The sequence below is a fragment of the Caulobacter sp. 602-1 genome (assembly GCF_003931565.1).
Taxonomy (GTDB): domain Bacteria; phylum Pseudomonadota; class Alphaproteobacteria; order Caulobacterales; family Caulobacteraceae; genus Caulobacter.
This window is the reverse complement of record NZ_RRYI01000001.1, coordinates 629,203-645,105: the sequence shown is the minus strand read 5'-3', so window position 1 is coordinate 645,105 and position 15,903 is coordinate 629,203. Positions and strand designations below refer to the sequence as shown.

Annotated in this window: 14 protein-coding genes and 1 pseudogene; 13 read left to right on the top strand and 2 right to left on the bottom strand. The window is 68.1% G+C overall.

All coding sequences use genetic code 11. From position 1 onward, the window contains the following. Position 1: 1 nt before the first annotated feature. The gene (locus EIK80_RS03045; RefSeq protein WP_125155475.1) at positions 2 to 3,082 is read left to right on the top strand and encodes an efflux RND transporter permease subunit; all 3,081 of its coding nucleotides are present in this window, start codon (positions 2 to 4) and stop codon (positions 3,080 to 3,082) included. Positions 3,083 to 3,116: 34 nt separating this feature from the next. On the opposite strand, the gene EIK80_RS03040 is transcribed toward EIK80_RS03045, so the two are convergent. Next, positions 3,117 to 3,788: an arylesterase gene (locus EIK80_RS03040; protein ID WP_125155474.1), complete on the bottom strand. Its 672-nt coding sequence runs from the start codon at positions 3,786 to 3,788 to the stop codon at positions 3,117 to 3,119. Positions 3,789 to 3,863: 75 nt separating this feature from the next. On the opposite strand from EIK80_RS03040, the gene EIK80_RS03035 reads away from it, so the two are divergent. Beyond that, on the top strand, positions 3,864 to 5,192 hold the full coding sequence (locus tag EIK80_RS03035; RefSeq protein WP_125155473.1) for a sorbosone dehydrogenase family protein: 1,329 nt from the start codon (positions 3,864 to 3,866) through the stop codon (positions 5,190 to 5,192). On the opposite strand, the gene EIK80_RS03030 is transcribed toward EIK80_RS03035, so the two are convergent. Beyond that, positions 5,176 to 5,799, bottom strand: coding sequence for a TetR/AcrR family transcriptional regulator C-terminal domain-containing protein (locus tag EIK80_RS03030; protein ID WP_125155472.1), 624 nt, complete (start codon positions 5,797 to 5,799; stop codon positions 5,176 to 5,178). The genes EIK80_RS03035 and EIK80_RS03030 overlap by 17 nt on opposite strands. 82 nt (positions 5,800 to 5,881) lie before the next feature. On the opposite strand from EIK80_RS03030, the gene tet reads away from it, so the two are divergent. From tet to yihA, 11 genes and pseudogenes are all read left to right on the top strand, one after another. Then, on the top strand, positions 5,882 to 7,108 hold the full coding sequence (tet, locus tag EIK80_RS03025; protein ID WP_125155471.1) for a Tet(A)/Tet(B)/Tet(C) family tetracycline efflux MFS transporter: 1,227 nt from the start codon (positions 5,882 to 5,884) through the stop codon (positions 7,106 to 7,108). Between the two features lie 108 nt (positions 7,109 to 7,216). Then, positions 7,217 to 7,543: a hypothetical protein gene (locus tag EIK80_RS03020; RefSeq protein WP_125155470.1), complete on the top strand. Its 327-nt coding sequence runs from the start codon at positions 7,217 to 7,219 to the stop codon at positions 7,541 to 7,543. Between the two features lie 75 nt (positions 7,544 to 7,618). Next, the gene (locus tag EIK80_RS03015; RefSeq protein ID WP_125155469.1) at positions 7,619 to 9,004 is read left to right on the top strand and encodes an NAD(P)/FAD-dependent oxidoreductase; all 1,386 of its coding nucleotides are present in this window, start codon (positions 7,619 to 7,621) and stop codon (positions 9,002 to 9,004) included. 119 nt (positions 9,005 to 9,123) lie between these two features. Then, positions 9,124 to 9,375: a DUF2164 domain-containing protein gene (locus EIK80_RS03010; RefSeq protein ID WP_125155468.1), complete on the top strand. Its 252-nt coding sequence runs from the start codon at positions 9,124 to 9,126 to the stop codon at positions 9,373 to 9,375. A 217-nt stretch (positions 9,376 to 9,592) separates the two neighbouring features. Further along, complete coding sequence (locus EIK80_RS03005) at positions 9,593 to 10,228, top strand: TetR/AcrR family transcriptional regulator (protein WP_125155467.1); 636 nt, start codon at positions 9,593 to 9,595, stop codon at positions 10,226 to 10,228. A gap of 33 nt (positions 10,229 to 10,261) precedes the next feature. After that, positions 10,262 to 11,320: pseudogene (locus tag EIK80_RS03000) on the top strand (alpha/beta hydrolase); the annotation flags it as partial. A gap of 137 nt (positions 11,321 to 11,457) precedes the next feature. Next, entirely contained in the window at positions 11,458 to 12,453 is a 996-nt protein-coding gene (locus EIK80_RS02995; RefSeq protein WP_125155465.1) for an NADPH:quinone oxidoreductase family protein, read from the top strand. A 190-nt stretch (positions 12,454 to 12,643) separates the two neighbouring features. Next, positions 12,644 to 12,778 carry a 50S ribosomal protein L34 gene (gene rpmH, locus EIK80_RS02990; protein ID WP_004622337.1) on the top strand — a complete coding sequence of 45 codons (135 nt, stop codon included), beginning with the start codon at positions 12,644 to 12,646 and terminating at the stop codon, positions 12,776 to 12,778. A gap of 93 nt (positions 12,779 to 12,871) precedes the next feature. After that, on the top strand, positions 12,872 to 13,324 hold the full coding sequence (gene rnpA / locus EIK80_RS02985; protein ID WP_125155464.1) for a ribonuclease P protein component: 453 nt from the start codon (positions 12,872 to 12,874) through the stop codon (positions 13,322 to 13,324). Positions 13,325 to 13,331: 7 nt separating this feature from the next. Next, a complete protein-coding gene (yidC, locus tag EIK80_RS02980) occupies positions 13,332 to 15,188 on the top strand; it encodes a membrane protein insertase YidC (protein ID WP_125155463.1) in 1,857 nt (618 codons plus the stop codon). Beyond that, positions 15,188 to 15,877: a ribosome biogenesis GTP-binding protein YihA/YsxC gene (yihA, locus tag EIK80_RS02975; RefSeq protein WP_125155462.1), complete on the top strand. Its 690-nt coding sequence runs from the start codon at positions 15,188 to 15,190 to the stop codon at positions 15,875 to 15,877. The genes yidC and yihA overlap by 1 nt, the downstream gene beginning before the upstream one ends. The last annotated feature ends 26 nt before the right edge of the window (positions 15,878 to 15,903 follow it).

The window sequence follows — 15,903 nt, the reverse complement described above, 5'->3', positions numbered from 1 at the left end:
GATGCGCAACATCTCGTCCTGGGCGATCAAGAACCCGATCCCCGTCATCATGCTGTTCGCCCTGCTCTGCTTCGCCGGCATCGCCGGCTTCAAGAGCATGCGGATCAACAACAACCCGGACGTCGACCTGCCGTTCGTCGTCGTCACGGCCGTGCGCCCCGGCGCCGCGCCGCAGGAACTGGAAACCCAGGTCACCCGCCTGATCGAGGACTCGATCGCGGGCCTTGGCCAGGTGCGTCACATCAACTCCACCGTCGTCGACGGCGCCTCGACCACCTTCATCGAGTTCGAGCTGGGCGTGGACCACGAGCGTGTCACCAACGACGTGCGAAACGCCATGTCCAACCTGCGCGGCTCGCTGCCCCAGGACATGCAGGAGCCGACCGTCACCCGGGTCGACGTCTCCGGCGGCGGCCTGATCACCTATGTCGTCAAGGCCCCGACCCTGACGCCCGAGCAACGCAGTTGGTTCGTCGACAACGACGTCAGCCGCGCCCTGCTGGCCATCAAGGGGGTGCGCGAGGTCAACCGCCAGGGCGGCGTCAGCCGCGAGATCGAGATCGCCCTTGATCCCGACCGCCTGGCCGCGCGCGGCGTCACCGCCGCCGCCGTCAGCCAGGCCCTGGTGTCCTCGAACGCCGACCTGCCCGGCGGCCGCGTGACCATCTCGGGCGCCGAGCGCGCCATCCGCACCCTGGGCGCGGCCGGCTCGGTCGAGCAGCTGCGCGAGACCCGCGTGCCGGTCGCGAGCGGCGGCACCGTGCGCCTGGCCGACCTCGGCCAGGTCACCGACCACTGGGCCGAACCCCGCTCGCGCGCCCGCTATGACGGCCAGGAGGTCGTGACCTTCAACATGGTTCGCGGTCGCGGCGCGTCGGAGGTGCAGACCGCCGAGAAAATCCGCAAGGCCGTCGAGAAGCTCGACCAGGATCATCCCGAGATCCAGATCGAGGAGATCACCTCGAACGTGAAGTACATCGAGGAGAGCTATGTCGCCTCGATGGAAGCCCTGATCGTCGGCGCCATCCTGGCCGTGCTGGTCGTGCTGCTGTTCCTGCGCGACTGGCGCGCCACGCTGCTGGCGGCGGTGGCCATCCCGATGTCGCTGTTCCCGACCTTCGCCGTCCTGGCGCCGCTGAACCAGTCGCTGAACGGCATCACCCTGCTGGCCCTGTCGCTGACCGTCGGCATCCTGGTCGACGACGCCATCGTCGAGATCGAGAACATCGTCCGCCACATGCGCGGCGGCAAGAGCCCCTACGCGGCGGCCATGGAGGCGGCCGACGAAATCGGCCTGGCCGTCGTGGCCACCACCTTCACCATCGTGGCGGTGTTCGCGCCGGTGGGCTTCATGCCCGGCATCATCGGCCAGTTCTTCAAGGCCTTCGCCCTGGCGGCCTGCATCTCGGTGCTGTTCTCGCTGGTGGTCGCCCGCCTGCTGACGCCGCTGATGGGCGCCTACATGCTGAAGGCCGACCACAACCACGAGGACAAGGATCCGCCGTGGATGGGTCCGTACCTGAAGAGCCTGAACTGGGGTCTGCGCAATCGTTGGAAGGTGCTCTTGATGGGCATCCCGATGTTCGCCTTCTCGATCTTCCTGGCCACCCGCCTGCCGTTCGAGTTCCAGCCCCAGGTCGATCGCGGGCGCGCTGAGTTCTCGGTCGAGCTGCCGCCCGGCGCCACGCTGGACGAGACCGACGCCATCGTGCAGCGCGTGACCCGCGAACTGCTGGCTCGCAAGGAAGTGGTCAGCGTCTACGCCGCGATCGGCAGCAACAGCGCCGTCAACAAGGCCGACTTGACCGCCGACCTGACCGACAAGAAGGAACGCATCAGCCAGAAGGTGTTCAGCCGCCAGATGGTCGACCAGTTCGCCGCCATCCCCGGCGCGCGGATCGGCTCGGGCAGCAACAATGGCGGCGGCCCGTCGAACGGCGGCAGCTACACGCTCAGCCTGGTCAGCGACAACGGTCCTGCCCTTGAGGCCGCGGCTCGCAAGGTCGAGGCCGAGATGCGCGGCGTCCCCGGCCTGGCCCACGTGGTCAACACCGCCTCGATCGCGCGTCCCGAGATCGTCGTCACGCCCAAGCCCGATCAGGCGGCCCGCGCCGGCGTCTCGGCCGGAGCGATCTCCCAGGCCGTGCGCGTCGCCACCATCGGCGACGTCGAGCAGAACCTGCCCAAGTACAATCTGGGCGACCGCCAGGTGCCGATCCGCCTGCGCCTCAGCGAGACCGCGCGCGAGGACATCGCCGTCCTGCAGACTTTGCAGGTCCCCTCGGCCAATGGTCCCGTGCCGCTGAACGCGGTGGCCGACGTGCGCTTCGGCGCCGGCCCCTCGCAGGTCGACCGTCGCGACCGCGCCCGCGTGGCCACCATCACCGCCGAGCTGGACGGCATCGTCATCGGCGAGGCCGCCAAGCGCGTCCACGCCTTGCCGTCGGTCAAGAACCTGCCGAACGGCGTCAAGGAAGTGGCCGCCGGCGACGCCGAGTTCATCCAGGAGATGGTCACCGGCTTCCTGGGCGCGCTGATCACCGGCATCCTGCTGATGTACGTCGTGCTGGTGCTGCTGTTCCGCAGCTTCGCCCACCCGATCACCATCATGGTGGCCCTGCCCCTGGCCATCGGCGGCGCCTTCGGCCTGCTGGTGCTGGCCCACTCCAGCTTCTCGATCTCGACCCTGATCGGGATCCTGATGCTGATGGGCATCGCGGCCAAGAACTCGATCCTGCTGGTCGAGTACGCGATCATGGCCATGAAGGAACATGGCATGGACAAGCGCACGGCGATCATCGACGCCGCGCACAAGCGGGCCCGGCCGATCCTGATGACCACCGTGGCCATGGGCGCGGGCATGCTGCCCACCGCCATCGGCCTGGGCGCCGAGGTCGAGTTCCGCGCTCCGATGGCCATCGCGGTCATCGGCGGCCTGATCACCTCGACCCTGCTCTCGCTGCTCTACATCCCGGTGGTGTTCATCCTGATGGACGGCCTGACCGTCCGCTCGAGCCGCCTGATGCGCCGCGTCTTCGGCGGCCACCACCACGTGGCGGCGAAGAAGCCGATCGCGGAGTAGCAATGCTCCCCCGCGTCGTGGGGGAGCAACAGCCCTAAGCCCTCAGCGCCTGCGCCACCACCGGCGCCAGGCGGTCGGCGATGATCCTCGCCCCGTCCGCGTTCGGATGGATCCCGTCGCGCTGCATGTAGCGCGACACGCCGATCACTCCCGTCAGGAAGTCCGGCGCGTAGAACACGCCCTGCTCGCGGGCCAGGTCCGGATAGAGCTGGGTGAAGCGACGGGCGTAGTCCACGCCCAGCAAGCCGGGCGCGCGGACACCGGCCAGCACCACGCGGATGTTCCTCGACTTCAGGTGCTGGACGATGGCCCGCAGGTTGGCCTTGGTCATGGTCGGGGCGACGCCCTGCAGCAGGTCGTTGCCGCCCAGCGCCACCACGCAGACCACGCTTTCGGCGGGCACGCGATCGACACGGGCCAGGCCGTTGGCGCTGGTGTCGCCCAGCACGCCCAGGTTCCGCACCCGCGACGGCGCGCCCATCCGCTCCAGCGCCGCCTGCAGCCGCGCGGGCATGGAGAGGTCCTGCGCCAGACCAAGGCCCGCCGTGATCGAGTCGCCGAGCACCGTCACCACCGGCAGGGGCGGCGCGGGCGCCGGCGGCGGCTTGCTCCGCGTAGCCGCCACGGCGGCGCCCGGCGTCACGAGCGCCGCGAGCCCGGCCAGCAACAGCCGGCGGTCAAAAGCGGGAGACTGGAACTTCACCATCGTCGAACCGTATCAATAGCCAGAACAGATCAAAGACCCTGCGCGTTGAACGCAGGCTGAAGAGGAAAACGTTCAATGCGGCGTCGGTTTCGCGAAATCTTGATCGTCGGCGCGGCCTTGAGCGCCCTCGCCGCCTGCGGTCAGAGCAATGGCCAGCAGAACAGCGCGATCGGCTATGGCCCTAACCCCCAACTGCCCAAGCCCAGCAAGAGCCTGATCCCGACCGTCAAGGTCTCGGACGTCGTCGGCTGGCCGGCGGGCGTCACGCCTCGCGCCCCGGCCGGCTTCCGCGTCCAGCCGTTCGCCCAAGGCCTGGACCATCCGCGCTGGCTGCTCGTCCTGCCCAATGGCGACGTGCTGGTGGCCGAGAGCAACGCTCCGCCCAAGAAGGAGCCGCCGCACGGCCTGAAGGGCTTCTTCGAGAAGATGCTGATGAAGAAAGCCGGGGCTGGCGTTCCCAGCGCCAACCGCATCACCCTGCTGCGCGACGCCGACCACGACGGCGTGGCCGAGATGAAGGTCCCGTTCCTGACCAATCTCTATTCGCCGTTCGGCATGGCCCTGGTCGGCGACACCCTTTACGTGGCCAATGCCGACGCCATCGTCGCCTTTCCCTACGCCGCCGGGGTCACCCGGATCACCGCCGCGCCGCGCAAGGTCGCCGACCTGCCGGGCGGGCCGATCAACCACCACTGGACCAAGAACATCATCGCCAGCCCGGACGGCAAGCTGCTGTACGCGACGGTTGGTTCGAACAGCAATGTCGGCGAGAACGGCATCGAGAACGAGACCGACCGCGCCGCCATCCTGCAGGTCGATCCAGCCACAGGCGAAAAGCGCGTCTTCGCCTCGGGCCTGCGCAATCCCAACGGCCTGTCCTGGAACCCGGCCAATGGCGAGCTGTGGACCGCGGTCAACGAGCGCGACGAGCTGGGCAACGACCTGGTCCCAGACTACATGACCTCGGTCCGCGAGGGCGGCTTCTACGGCTGGCCCTACAGCTACTTCGGCCGCCACGTCGACAAGCGGGTCAAGGACAAGGACCGCCGCCCCGACCTGGTCGAACGCGCCACCGTCCCCGACTACGCCCTGGGCGCCCACACGGCCTCGCTGGGCCTGACCTTCTACACCGGCAAGAGCTTCCCGGCCCACTATTGGGGCGGGACGTTCGTGGGCCAGCACGGCTCGTGGAACCGCAATCCCCAGGCTGGCTACAAGGTGATCTTTGTGCCGTTCGTCGACGGCAAGCCGGCGGGGCCGGTCGAGGACTTCCTGACCGGCTTCCTGGACGCCAATGGCAAGGCGCAGGGCCGGCCGGTCGGCGTGACGGTGGACGCCTCCGGTGCGCTGCTGGTCGCCGACGATGTCGGCAACGCGGTGTGGCGGGTCAGCCCATCGCGGTAGCCAGCTCCGCCTCCGCGCCCTTCACCATCAGCTCAAGCCCGCGCTCGAACAGCCCGGCGTGGCCGCTCGCGCGGTAATAGGCGATGGCCTCGGACAGCACCGGATAGGCCTTGGCGGCCTCGTCCAGCTGGCCCTGCTCGATAGAGCCGTCAACGGGTGTGGCCTGCTCCTCCAGCACGCAGCCCACCACATACCGGCTGACGGCGATGAACAGCTGCATGGCCTGGCCGGGCGTGAAGCCGGCGGCGACCAGAAAGGCGGCCTGCACCTCGACATTCGTCAGGTCGCCCGGATCGGCCTCGGTGCCGGCGTGGACCCGCGCGCCGTCGCGGTAGCTCAATAGCGCCGCGCGGAAGCTCCTGCCGTTGCGGCGTACGAAATCCTGCCAGGTCTCGCCTGGCCGGGGCACGCGCGCCTCGTGCGCCCGCGCCAGGATCTCGCCGTTCATGGCGCCCAGCAGGTCGCGCTTGCTCTTGAAGTGCCAGTAGAGGGCCGGCTGGCGCACGCCCAGGCGCTCGGCGATGGCGCGCGTGGACAGGGCGTCGACCCCGACCTCGTTCAGCACCTCCAGCGCCGTCTCCAGGATACGTCGGCGATCGACCTTCATGGGCTTCCTATCTGAATCATCTTGACCTCGCGGCCGATCCGGACTTTATCCTCGATAAGGAACTTTATCGATGATAAATTTTATGCCCGATCATCTTCAGCGCCGCGCCAAGCTCGCCTTTCCTCTCATCTTGGCCACCGTGATGCTGGACGCCGTCGGTATCGGCCTGGTCATGCCGATCATCCCCAGCCTGCTGCGCGAGGTCGGCCATACCGGGGATCTCGGCTGGCGGTTCGGGGCGTTCCTGGGCCTCTACGCCCTGATGCAGTTCCTTTGCGCCCCGGTGCTGGGAGCGCTCAGCGACAAGCTGGGCCGGCGGCCGGTGCTGCTGGTCTCTCTGGCGGGCGCGGCGATCGACTATGTGTTCATGGCCTTCGCGCCCTCGCTGGCCTGGCTCTTCGTCGGCCGCGCCATCGCCGGGATCACCGGGGCCAACATGGCCGTGGCCCAGGCCTATATAGCCGACATCACGCCCGAGGCGCAGCGCACCCGCCGCTTTGGCCTGTTCAGCGCCATGTTCGGGGTCGGCTTCATCCTGGGCCCGGTGATCGGCGGGTTCCTGGGCGAGGTCTGGACGCGCGCACCGTTCCTGGCGGCGGCCGCGCTGAACGGCGTCAACTTCCTGATGGCCGTCTTCATCCTGCCGGAGTCGCACAAGACCCTGGCCGAGAGCCGGGCCAGGCCGTTCGACCGCGCGGCCTTCAACCCGTTCGGCTCGCTGCGCTGGGCGACCGCCTTCCCCGCCCTGCTGCCGCTGATGGCCGCCTTTGTCCTGCTGGCGATCGTCGGCGAGGTCGGCGGCACGATCTGGGTGCTGTACGGCGAGGACAAGTTCGCCTGGGATCCGTGGACGGTCGGCTTCTCGCTGGCGGGCTTCGGCGTCTTCACCGCCCTGGCCCAGGCCTTCGTGGCCGGTCCGGTGGCCGGGCGATTCGGCGAGCGCAAGACCCTGGCCATCGCCATCGTCTGCGACGCCTTCGCCTATGTCGCCATCGGCCTGGCGTCCAAGGGCTGGATGGCGTTCGCGCTGCTGCCGTTCTTCTGCCTGGGCGGCATAGGCCACGCGGCGATCCAGTCGCTGCTGTCGGCCCAGGTCGGCGAGGACCAGCAGGGCCGCCTGCAAGGCGTGCTGGCGAGTCTGGCGAGCCTGGCCTCGGTGATCGGTCCGGTGGTCATCGCCCAGGTCTATTTCGCCAGCCGCGGCTGGTTTCCAGGCCTGGTGTGGACGGCCGGCGCGGCGATCGGCCTGCTGTGCCTGCCCATCCTCTTGAGCGGCCATCCGGCCAAGCCGGCGCGGGACAACGCATAGGGCCTTGGCGGGCGGCTCGCTTAACCGCGAGAGGGCCTCGTCGAAGACGGTCCGAGCCCTGGAAACATGGTTAATCGGGCCTTTACCCCAGCGCGTTAGGGTCGCTTCATGCGCCGCCGCCTGCTCGTCTTGCTGACCCTCGCCATCGCCGGCCCGGCCCTGGCCGGCCAAGCGACGGTTCCGGCCGCGCCGAAGCCCAAGAAACCGGTAGCCGTCCTCGCCGCGCCGGTCGACGCGCCCAGCTTCATCCTGCCCGCCCCGATCCCCCTGGCCTCGGGCCGGCCCGCCGGCGACACCCAGCAGTGCAAGACGACCTGCTCCAAGACGCTCTACTTCTGCCAGGCGGGCGGCGACGATGACGGGTGTGGCGGACGCTGGGCCCAATGCAACGCCGCCTGCACGGCCACCTATGCGCCGGCCCGCTTCGGTCGTTAGGCTTCCGCAACGGCTGCTTGCCGCTCCGCGTAACGCCGGTACACTCCTGAACAACGATAAGTCAGGGTGGATGAAATGACGGCCAAGCTCCCCAAGGCGTGCGTCATCGGCGCGGGCTGCAGCGGTTTCACCACGATCAAGCGGCTGAAGGACTACGGCGTCCCCTACGACTGCTTCGAGATGTCCGACGAGATCGGCGGCAACTGGTACTTCAAGAACCCCAACGGGATGTCGGCCTGCTACGAGAGCCTGCACATCGACACCAGCAAGTGGCGGCTGGCCTTCGAGGATTTTCCCGTGCCGAAGGACTGGCCGGACTTCCCGCATCACGCCCAGCTGTTCCAGTACTTCAAGGACTATGTCGACCACTTCGGCCTGCGTCCGACGATCACCTTCAACACCCGCGTCGAGAAGGCGCGTCGAACCGACGACGGCCTCTGGTCGGTGACCCTGTCGACCGGCGAGACGCGGCTCTACGACGTGCTGTTCGTTTGCAACGGCCACCACTGGGATCCGCGCGTGCCGGAGTATCCGGGCGAGTTCGACGGCCCGGCCTTCCATGCCCACGCCTATAGCGACCCGTTCGATCCGGTGGACATGCGCGGCAAGAACGTCGTGGTGGTCGGCATGGGCAATTCGGCCATGGATATCGCCAGCGAGCTCTCCCAGCGGCCGATCGCGAAAAACCTGTGGGTCTCGGCCCGACGCGGGGTGTGGGTGTTCCCCAAGTACCTGAACGGCAAGCCGGCGGATAAGAGCGCCATGCCGGCCTGGATGCCGCGCAAGCTGGGCGTGGCCCTGGCCCGATCGGTGCTGAAGAAGACCATCGGCCGGATGGAGGACTACGGCCTGCCCAAGCCCGACCACGAGCCGCTGGAGGCGCACCCCTCGGTCTCGGGCGAGTTCCTGACCCGCGCGGGCTGCGGCGACATCAAGTTCAAGCCGGCGATCAAGGCGCTGGAAGGCAAGCGCGTGCGCTTCGCCGACGACACTGTCGAGGACGTCGACGCCATCGTCTTCGCCACCGGCTACAAGATCAGCTTCCCGTTCTTCGACGACCCGGCCCTGCTGCCGGACGCCGACCATCGCTTCCCGCTGTTCAAGCGGATGATGAAGCCGGGAATCCCCAACCTCTTCTTCATGGGTCTGGCCCAGCCGCTGCCGACTCTGGTGAACTTCGCCGAGCAGCAGGCGAAGCTGGCGGCGGCCTATCTGGCAGGGCAATACGCGCCGCCCTCCGAGGCCGAAATGGTCCGGATCATGGCCAAGGACGAGGCGCGCCACACCGGCCAGTTCTACGACTCGGCGCGACACACCATCCAGGTCGATTTCAACGTCTATTGCGCCGATCTGAAGAAGGAGATCGCCAAGGGCGAGGCGCGGGGGAGGGCGGTCGGCGGAAAGCTGCCGGTGGCGGCGCTGGCGGAGATCAAGACCGAACCGCTGCTGGCCCCCACCTGATCGCTTCGCGATCGTCCGCCCCCGGAGGGGGGCGGAAGGATCCCTCTTCCCCCTCCGGGGGAGGAGCGCCGTAGGCGCGGAGGGGGCAAGTGCGGTAGGTCTCCGCCAAAGGAGCCCCCATGGCCAAGATCACCTTCGACAAGGACACCCGCGCCAAGCTGGTCGGCGGGCTGTCGGACTATCTGCGGACCGAGCTGGATCTCGAGGTGAAGGGCTTCGACGCCGAGTTCCTGCTCGACTTCATCAGCGAACGGCTGGGGCCGTACTATTACAACCAGGGCCTCCACGACGCCTCGGCGCTGTATCGTGAGAAGCTGGAGGCGATCAGCGAGGCGGTCTGGGAGATCGAGCAGCCGATCAAGCCGCTCTGACTTCCCCACGCGTCAGCATTGACGCCCCTGGCCAGCGGCGCATCCTTCCTGAACAACGATAAGTCGCCCCGCCAGGGTCGGGGACGGGAGGAAGCTTGATGACCGGCGATCCCCTGCCGATTCGACCCCGGGCGGCGCAAGGTCTTGCGTGTCGCCGCGGAGTAAGGCTGTGATCTTGACGGGGCGTCACGAACGTCCCCTTCTTGAGTCGCGGCCCATGTCCAATATCGCCTATTTTCCCAAGCCCCATGTCGATCAGCGGCCGGGCAAGCGGGAACGCACTAAGACCGCCAACCGCCAGGCGATCCTGGACGCCGCGCGCGAGGTGTTCGGCGAATTGGGCTACGACGCCGCCACGGTGCGCGACATCATTCGCCGCACGGGTTTGGCCTCGGGCACCTTCTACAACTACTACAAGTCCAAGGAGGAGGTGTTCGACGCCCTGGCCGACGACGGCGCGCGACGCTTCCGCCCCCTCCTGCGCGCCGAGTCCGAGAAGGCCGTCGACTTCCCGTCGTTCGTGCGCGGCGCGATCCTGGCCTATTTCAACTTCGTGGCCACAGAGCAGGAAAGCTGGCGCATCAACCGGCCGCCGGGCGAGCAGATCCCGCACGCGCGTCCGTCGCCCGAGGTGACCGCGGTGTTCGACGAGGTCCGCGAAGCCTTCGCCCGGGTGCTGGAGCAGACCCACGCCCCGCCGGTCGACCTGGACTACCTGACCGCCGCCTGCATCGCCGTGGCTCGCGAGATCGGCGACAAGATGCTGGAGCGACGACCGGTCGACACCGAGGGCGCGGCGGATTTCGCGGTCAAGCTGATCCTGGGCGGGCTGCCGGCCTTGCCAAGGCTCTAGAGCCTTCCAGATAACCAGAACAACAAGAACGCAGAGAGTGGGGAAACCATGGCCTCCGACGCCGCCCAGAAGACCATCCTAAAGCTGATCCTGTCGCTGCCCAGTCCGGTCCTGCGGGCCCTGTCGGGCGGCGGGGTCGTCTATAAGGGCGGGCGAACCCTTGACCCCCGCTTCCAGTTCTTCGCCCACGCGGCCAAGAAGCTGCCGCCCATGACCAGTCTCAGCCCCGCCGAGGCCGTGGCCGGCAGCGCCCGGGGCCTGGCCGCCGTGCAGGGCCCGCTGGAGCCGGGCGTGCGCACCGAGAGCCTGTCGGTCGAGGGCCCCAACGGCCCGATCCCGTGCCGCGCCTATCGGCCGGACGCTCAGGACGCCAGCGCGCCGCTGATCGTCTACGCCCACATGGGCGGCGGGGTGATCGGGGACCTGGAGACCTGCCACGCCTTTTGCTCGATCCTGGCGCGGATCGTCCGCACGGCGGTGATCTCGGTCGACTATCGCCTGGCTCCGGACCACAAGTTCCCCGCCGGTCTGGAAGACGTGCTGGCCGCCTATCGCTGGGCGCGCGACAACACCGCCCGCTTCGGCGCCGCCTCAGTCCCGCCGGCGATCGGCGGCGACAGCATGGGCGGCAACTTCGCCGCCATCGTCGCCCAGGAAATGGCCCGCAAGGGCGAGCCGCAGCCGGCCGCGCAGATCCTGATCTATCCCGCCGTGGACGTGGCCAGCGAGACGCCGTCCATGACCACCTATGCCGACGCCTATCCCCTGACCCGGGCGACCATGGACTGGTTCATGGGCCACTATATGAGCGCCGACGCCGCCCCGGCCGACCCGCGCCTGTCGCCGGACAGGACCGCCGACCTGACGGGCCTGGCGCCCGCCGTGGTCGCCACCGCCGGCTTCGACCCGCTGGTCGACCAAGGCGAGGGTTACGCCAAGCGGCTGCAGGCGGCCGGCGTGCCGGTGCTGTACCGCTGCTACGATAGCCTGGCCCACGGGTTCACGGCCTTCACCGGCGCGATCCCGGCGGCGGACGGAGCTTGTCGCGAGATCGCGGGGCTGGTGCGGCAGGCGTTTGATCAGCGCTCATAAACGTACTCAACCTTGTCATCCCGGAAGCCTCGCAGAGGCTGTCCGGGACCCAGGGGCCAAGTCCTGTGCGGTGGCCCCTGGGTCCCGGCTCTCCGCTTCGCTGCGGCCGGGACGACAAGTCTAGTGGGCCTTGAAGAATGACCCCTCCCCCCACCATGCGCGCCCTCGTCGTCGAGGACCTGGAGCCCGACTTCGCCGGCTGCGCGGTCCGTGACGTCCCCACGCCCCAGCCCGGCCCCGGCGAGGCGCTGGTCCGCGTCCGCGCCGCCAGCGTCAACTTCCCCGACCTGCTGATGACGCGCGGCGACTACCAGTTCAAACCGCCCCTGCCCTTCACGCCCGGCCTCGACATCGCCGGCGAGGTCGCCGCCCTGGGCGAGGGCGTCACCGGTCTCAGGATCGGCGACGCCGTGGTCGGCGGCGCGCGGCTGGGCGGGTTCGCGGAATACGCAGCGCTCTCCGCGAGCGCCCTGAAGCCCAAGCCCGCGCGGCTGTCGTTCGCCGAAGCCGCCGCCTACGGCGCGGCCTATCTCACGGCCTATGTCGCCCTGGTCCGCCGCGCGCGGCTGGAGCCCGGCGAGTGGGTGCTGGTTCACGGCGCGGCCGGCGGGGTCGGCCTGGCGGCGGTGGACCTGGCCAAGGCGCTGGGGGCGCGGGTCATCGCCGCCTCGGCCTCGGACGACAAGCTGGAGACGGTGCGGGCGCTCTACGCCCCCGACGCGGTCGTCAACGTCACCGGCGGCTTCCGCGAGCGGGTGAAAGAGATCACCGGCGGCCGGGGGGCTGACGTGATCTACGATCCCGTGGGCGGCGACGTGTTCGACGAGAGCGTCCGCTGCATCGCCTTCGACGGGCGGCTGCTGGTCATCGGCTTCACCTCGGGCCGGATTCCGAACGTTTCGGTCAACATGCCGCTGATCAAGGGCTTCTCGGTCATGGGCGTACGGGCCGGAGAGTACGGTCGCCAGTTTCCCGAAAAGGGCCGCGAGAACGCCGAGGCGATCTGGACCATGGCGGACGAGGGCGTCATACGTCCCCACGTCCACGCCGAATTGCCTCTGGATCGCTGGCGGGAGGCCTTCGATCTGCTGGCAGAGCGCAAGGTGGTGGGGAAAGCGGTGATCGCGCGGTGATGCTTGCCCCCTCCGCGCTTCGCGCTCCTCCCCCGGAGGAGGAAGAGGGACGCAGGCCCGGAGGGGGCAAGGATATTAAGTCCCTGAACCGACTCAGGTTGACATCCCTCGCCCGTTCTTTTATCCACCGCCCCTCACTCGCGGGGACCTGGTCACCGCGTTCAACCTATTTGCATTTCGGAGCCACGTCGTGAAGCGCACCTTCCAGCCGTCGAAGCTCGTGCGCGCCCGCCGTCACGGCTACCGCGCGCGTATGGCCACCAAGAACGGCCAAAAGGTCGTCGCGCGTCGCCGCGCCAAGGGCCGCAAGCGCCTGACCGCCTAATTTCCCTTCCTCCCTCGGGAGGTAAGACGATGACCAAAGCCGCCTTTTCCACAGACCTGGTTTCAGGTTCTCGCCGGAAAGGCGGCTTTTTTCATGGCTGAACTCAAGTTCGCCCCCCTTCGCTTCGAGCGGCTGCGCAAGCGCCCCGACTTCCTGTTGGCGGCCAAGGCCCCGGCCCTGTCGCGCGGCGCCGTCTTCATCCAGATGCGCAGGCGCCCCGACGAGGATCCGGTCGTCCGGGTCGGCTTCACGGCCACCAAGAAGATCGGCGGGGCCGTCGATCGCAACCGCGCCAAGCGCCGCCTCCGCGAGGCCGCCCGGCTGGTCCTGCCCCTTCATGCGCGCCCTTCGCACGACTATGTGTTCATCGCGCGCGGAGGAACCACGACGCGCGAATGGGGGCGTTTGCTTGACGATGTCAAAACCGCGCTGATAAGCCTCGCCGCCGAGCATGATCGCGCGGAGGCCAGAGTCTCCAAGCCATCGTCCGGCGAACCCGCCGTCGCCGTTTCTTCCCAACAACCCGATCTCAGAGTTTCCGGTTAAGCGCTCCATGCAGAACGACAACAAAAACACGCTGATGTTCATCGTCAGCGCGTTCGTGATCCTGATCGGGTACCAGTTCTTCATCCTGGGTCCGCAGCAGAAGCGCGCCGAGATCGAGGCGCGCGCCAAGAAGGCCGCCCAGGTCCAGGCCGCGACGCAGCCGGGCGTGACCCTGGACGCCAACGGCAATCCGGCCCCGCTACGCCTGTCGCGCGACGCCGCCAAGGCCCAGAGCCCGCGCATCGTGGTCGACACGCCGGCCCTGTCGGGCTCGATCGCCCTGAAGGGCGGCCGCATCGACGACCTGTTCCTGCGCAAGTACGCCGAGACCACCGACAAGGGCTCGCCGCCGGTCGAGCTGTTCCGCCCCGAGGGCGCCGAGCACGCCTGGTTCGCCGATTTCGGCTGGGCCGGCGCCAACCTGCCGGGCCTGCCCGACAGCCGCACCGTCTGGACCGCCGCGCCGGGCCAGGTGCTGCGTCCCAATTCTCCCGTCACCCTGACCTATGACAACGGCATGGGCCTGACCTTCACGCGCCTGATCAGCGTGGACGACCAGGCGATGTTCACCGTCACCGACAGCGTCAAGAACAACGGGACCGCCGCCTTCCAGCTGGCCCCCTACGCCACCGTCCAGCGCCAGGGCATCACCGACCACCTGGGCAAGACCCAGATCGTCCACGAAGGCGCCATCGGCGTGCTGGGCTCGGGCAAGGACCAGAAGCTGGAACTGGCCAAGTACGGCAAGTGGAAGAAGGACAAGCCGCTCTCGACCTTCGACTCGGTCGGCGGATGGGCCGGCATTACCGACAAGTACTGGCTGGCGGCCCTGATCCCCAACCAGGACCAGACCATCAAGGCCCAGTACCGCGTCACCCAGGCTGGCGGCACGGATATCTACGACGTCAACTTCGTCGGTCCGACCCAGGCCCTGAACCCGGGCGCGACCCTGACCCAGAAGACCCGCCTGTTCGCCGGCGCCAAGACCGTGCCGCTGCTGCGCAAGTACGAGTACGGCGCGACGCCCGCCCCGGCCATCTGGGAGTTCTGGAGCAGCGCCAAGTCGGAAATCCCGCGCTTCGACGACGCCGTCGACTGGGGCATGTTCCGCTTCTTCACGCGCCCGATCTTCAACATCCTGGAGATCTTCTACAAGCTGGTCGGCAACTTCGGCCTGGCCATCATGGCGCTGACCGTCCTGCTCAAGCTCATCCTCTATCCGATGGCGGACAAGAGCTATGAGAGCATGGCCAAGATCAAGAAGATCTCCCCCGAGGTCGAGAAGCTGAAGGCCAAGCACAAGGACGATCCTGCAAAACAGCAGCAGGAGATGATGGCCCTGTACGCCAAGGAGAAGATCAACCCCATGATGGGCTGCCTGCCCATGCTGGTGCAGATCCCGGTCTTCTACTCGCTGTACAAGGTGCTGACCGTCACCATCGAGATGCGCCACGCGCCGTTCTTCGGCTGGATCCACGACCTGTCGGCGCGCGATCCGACGACGATCTTCAACCTGTTCGGCCTGATCCCCTGGGACCCGGCCCACGCCCCGCTGATTGGCGCCTTCCTGTCGACCACCCTGCACATCGGCGTCTGGCCGCTGCTGTACGGCTTCACCATGTGGCTGACGACGGCGATGAACCCGCCGGCGGGCGACCCGATGCAACAGCGGATCTTCCAGCTGTTCCCGATCGTCTTCACCTTCACCCTGTCGCAGTTCGCCGTGGGCCTGGTGATCTACTGGTGCTGGAGCAACGTCCTGACCATCATCCAGCAGTACATCATCATGCGCCGCTACAAGGTCGAGAACCCGATCGACAAGATCATCGCCCGCTTGCAGGGCAAACCTGCTAACGCCACCTGATGAACGACGAACCCAACCTTCCCGCCGAGCTTCCGAGCGTCCTGCCGGGCGCGGCCGACTTCACGGACGAGCAGATCGAGACGGCGCGGGTGTTCTTCGCCCAGCCGGTCTCGTTCATCATGGGCGCGGTGCGCATGGACGCCATGCCCGCCGCGGATCTGCCGGAAGTGGCCTTCGCCGGCCGCTCCAACGTCGGCAAGTCCAGCCTGATCAACGGGCTGGTCGGCCAGAAGTACCTGGCCCGCGCCTCGAACGAGCCGGGCCGCACGCGGGAGATCAACTTCTTCCTGCTGGCCGAGAAGATCCGCCTGGTCGACTTGCCCGGCTACGGCTTCGCCCGCGTTTCGCGCTCGATCGCCGACAAGTTCCAGGACCTGGGCCGGGCCTATCTGCGCGGCCGTCCGAACCTGAAGCGCGTCTATGTGCTGATCGACGCCCGCCATGGCCTCAAGAAGGTCGACCTGGAGGCGCTGGACGCCCTGGATACGGCGGCGGTGTCCTACCAGATCGTCCTGACCAAGGCCGACAAGATCAAGCCGCACGAGGTCGACAAGGTCGTGGCCGAGACGCTGAAGGCGATCTCCAAGCGCGCCGCCGCCTTCCCGCGCGTGCTGGCCACCTCGTCCGAGAAGGGCCTGGGCATGCCGGAGCTGCGGGCCGAGATCGTCCGCCTCTGCATCGACGAATGAGTTGACGGGGCCGTGGAGCCATCCAC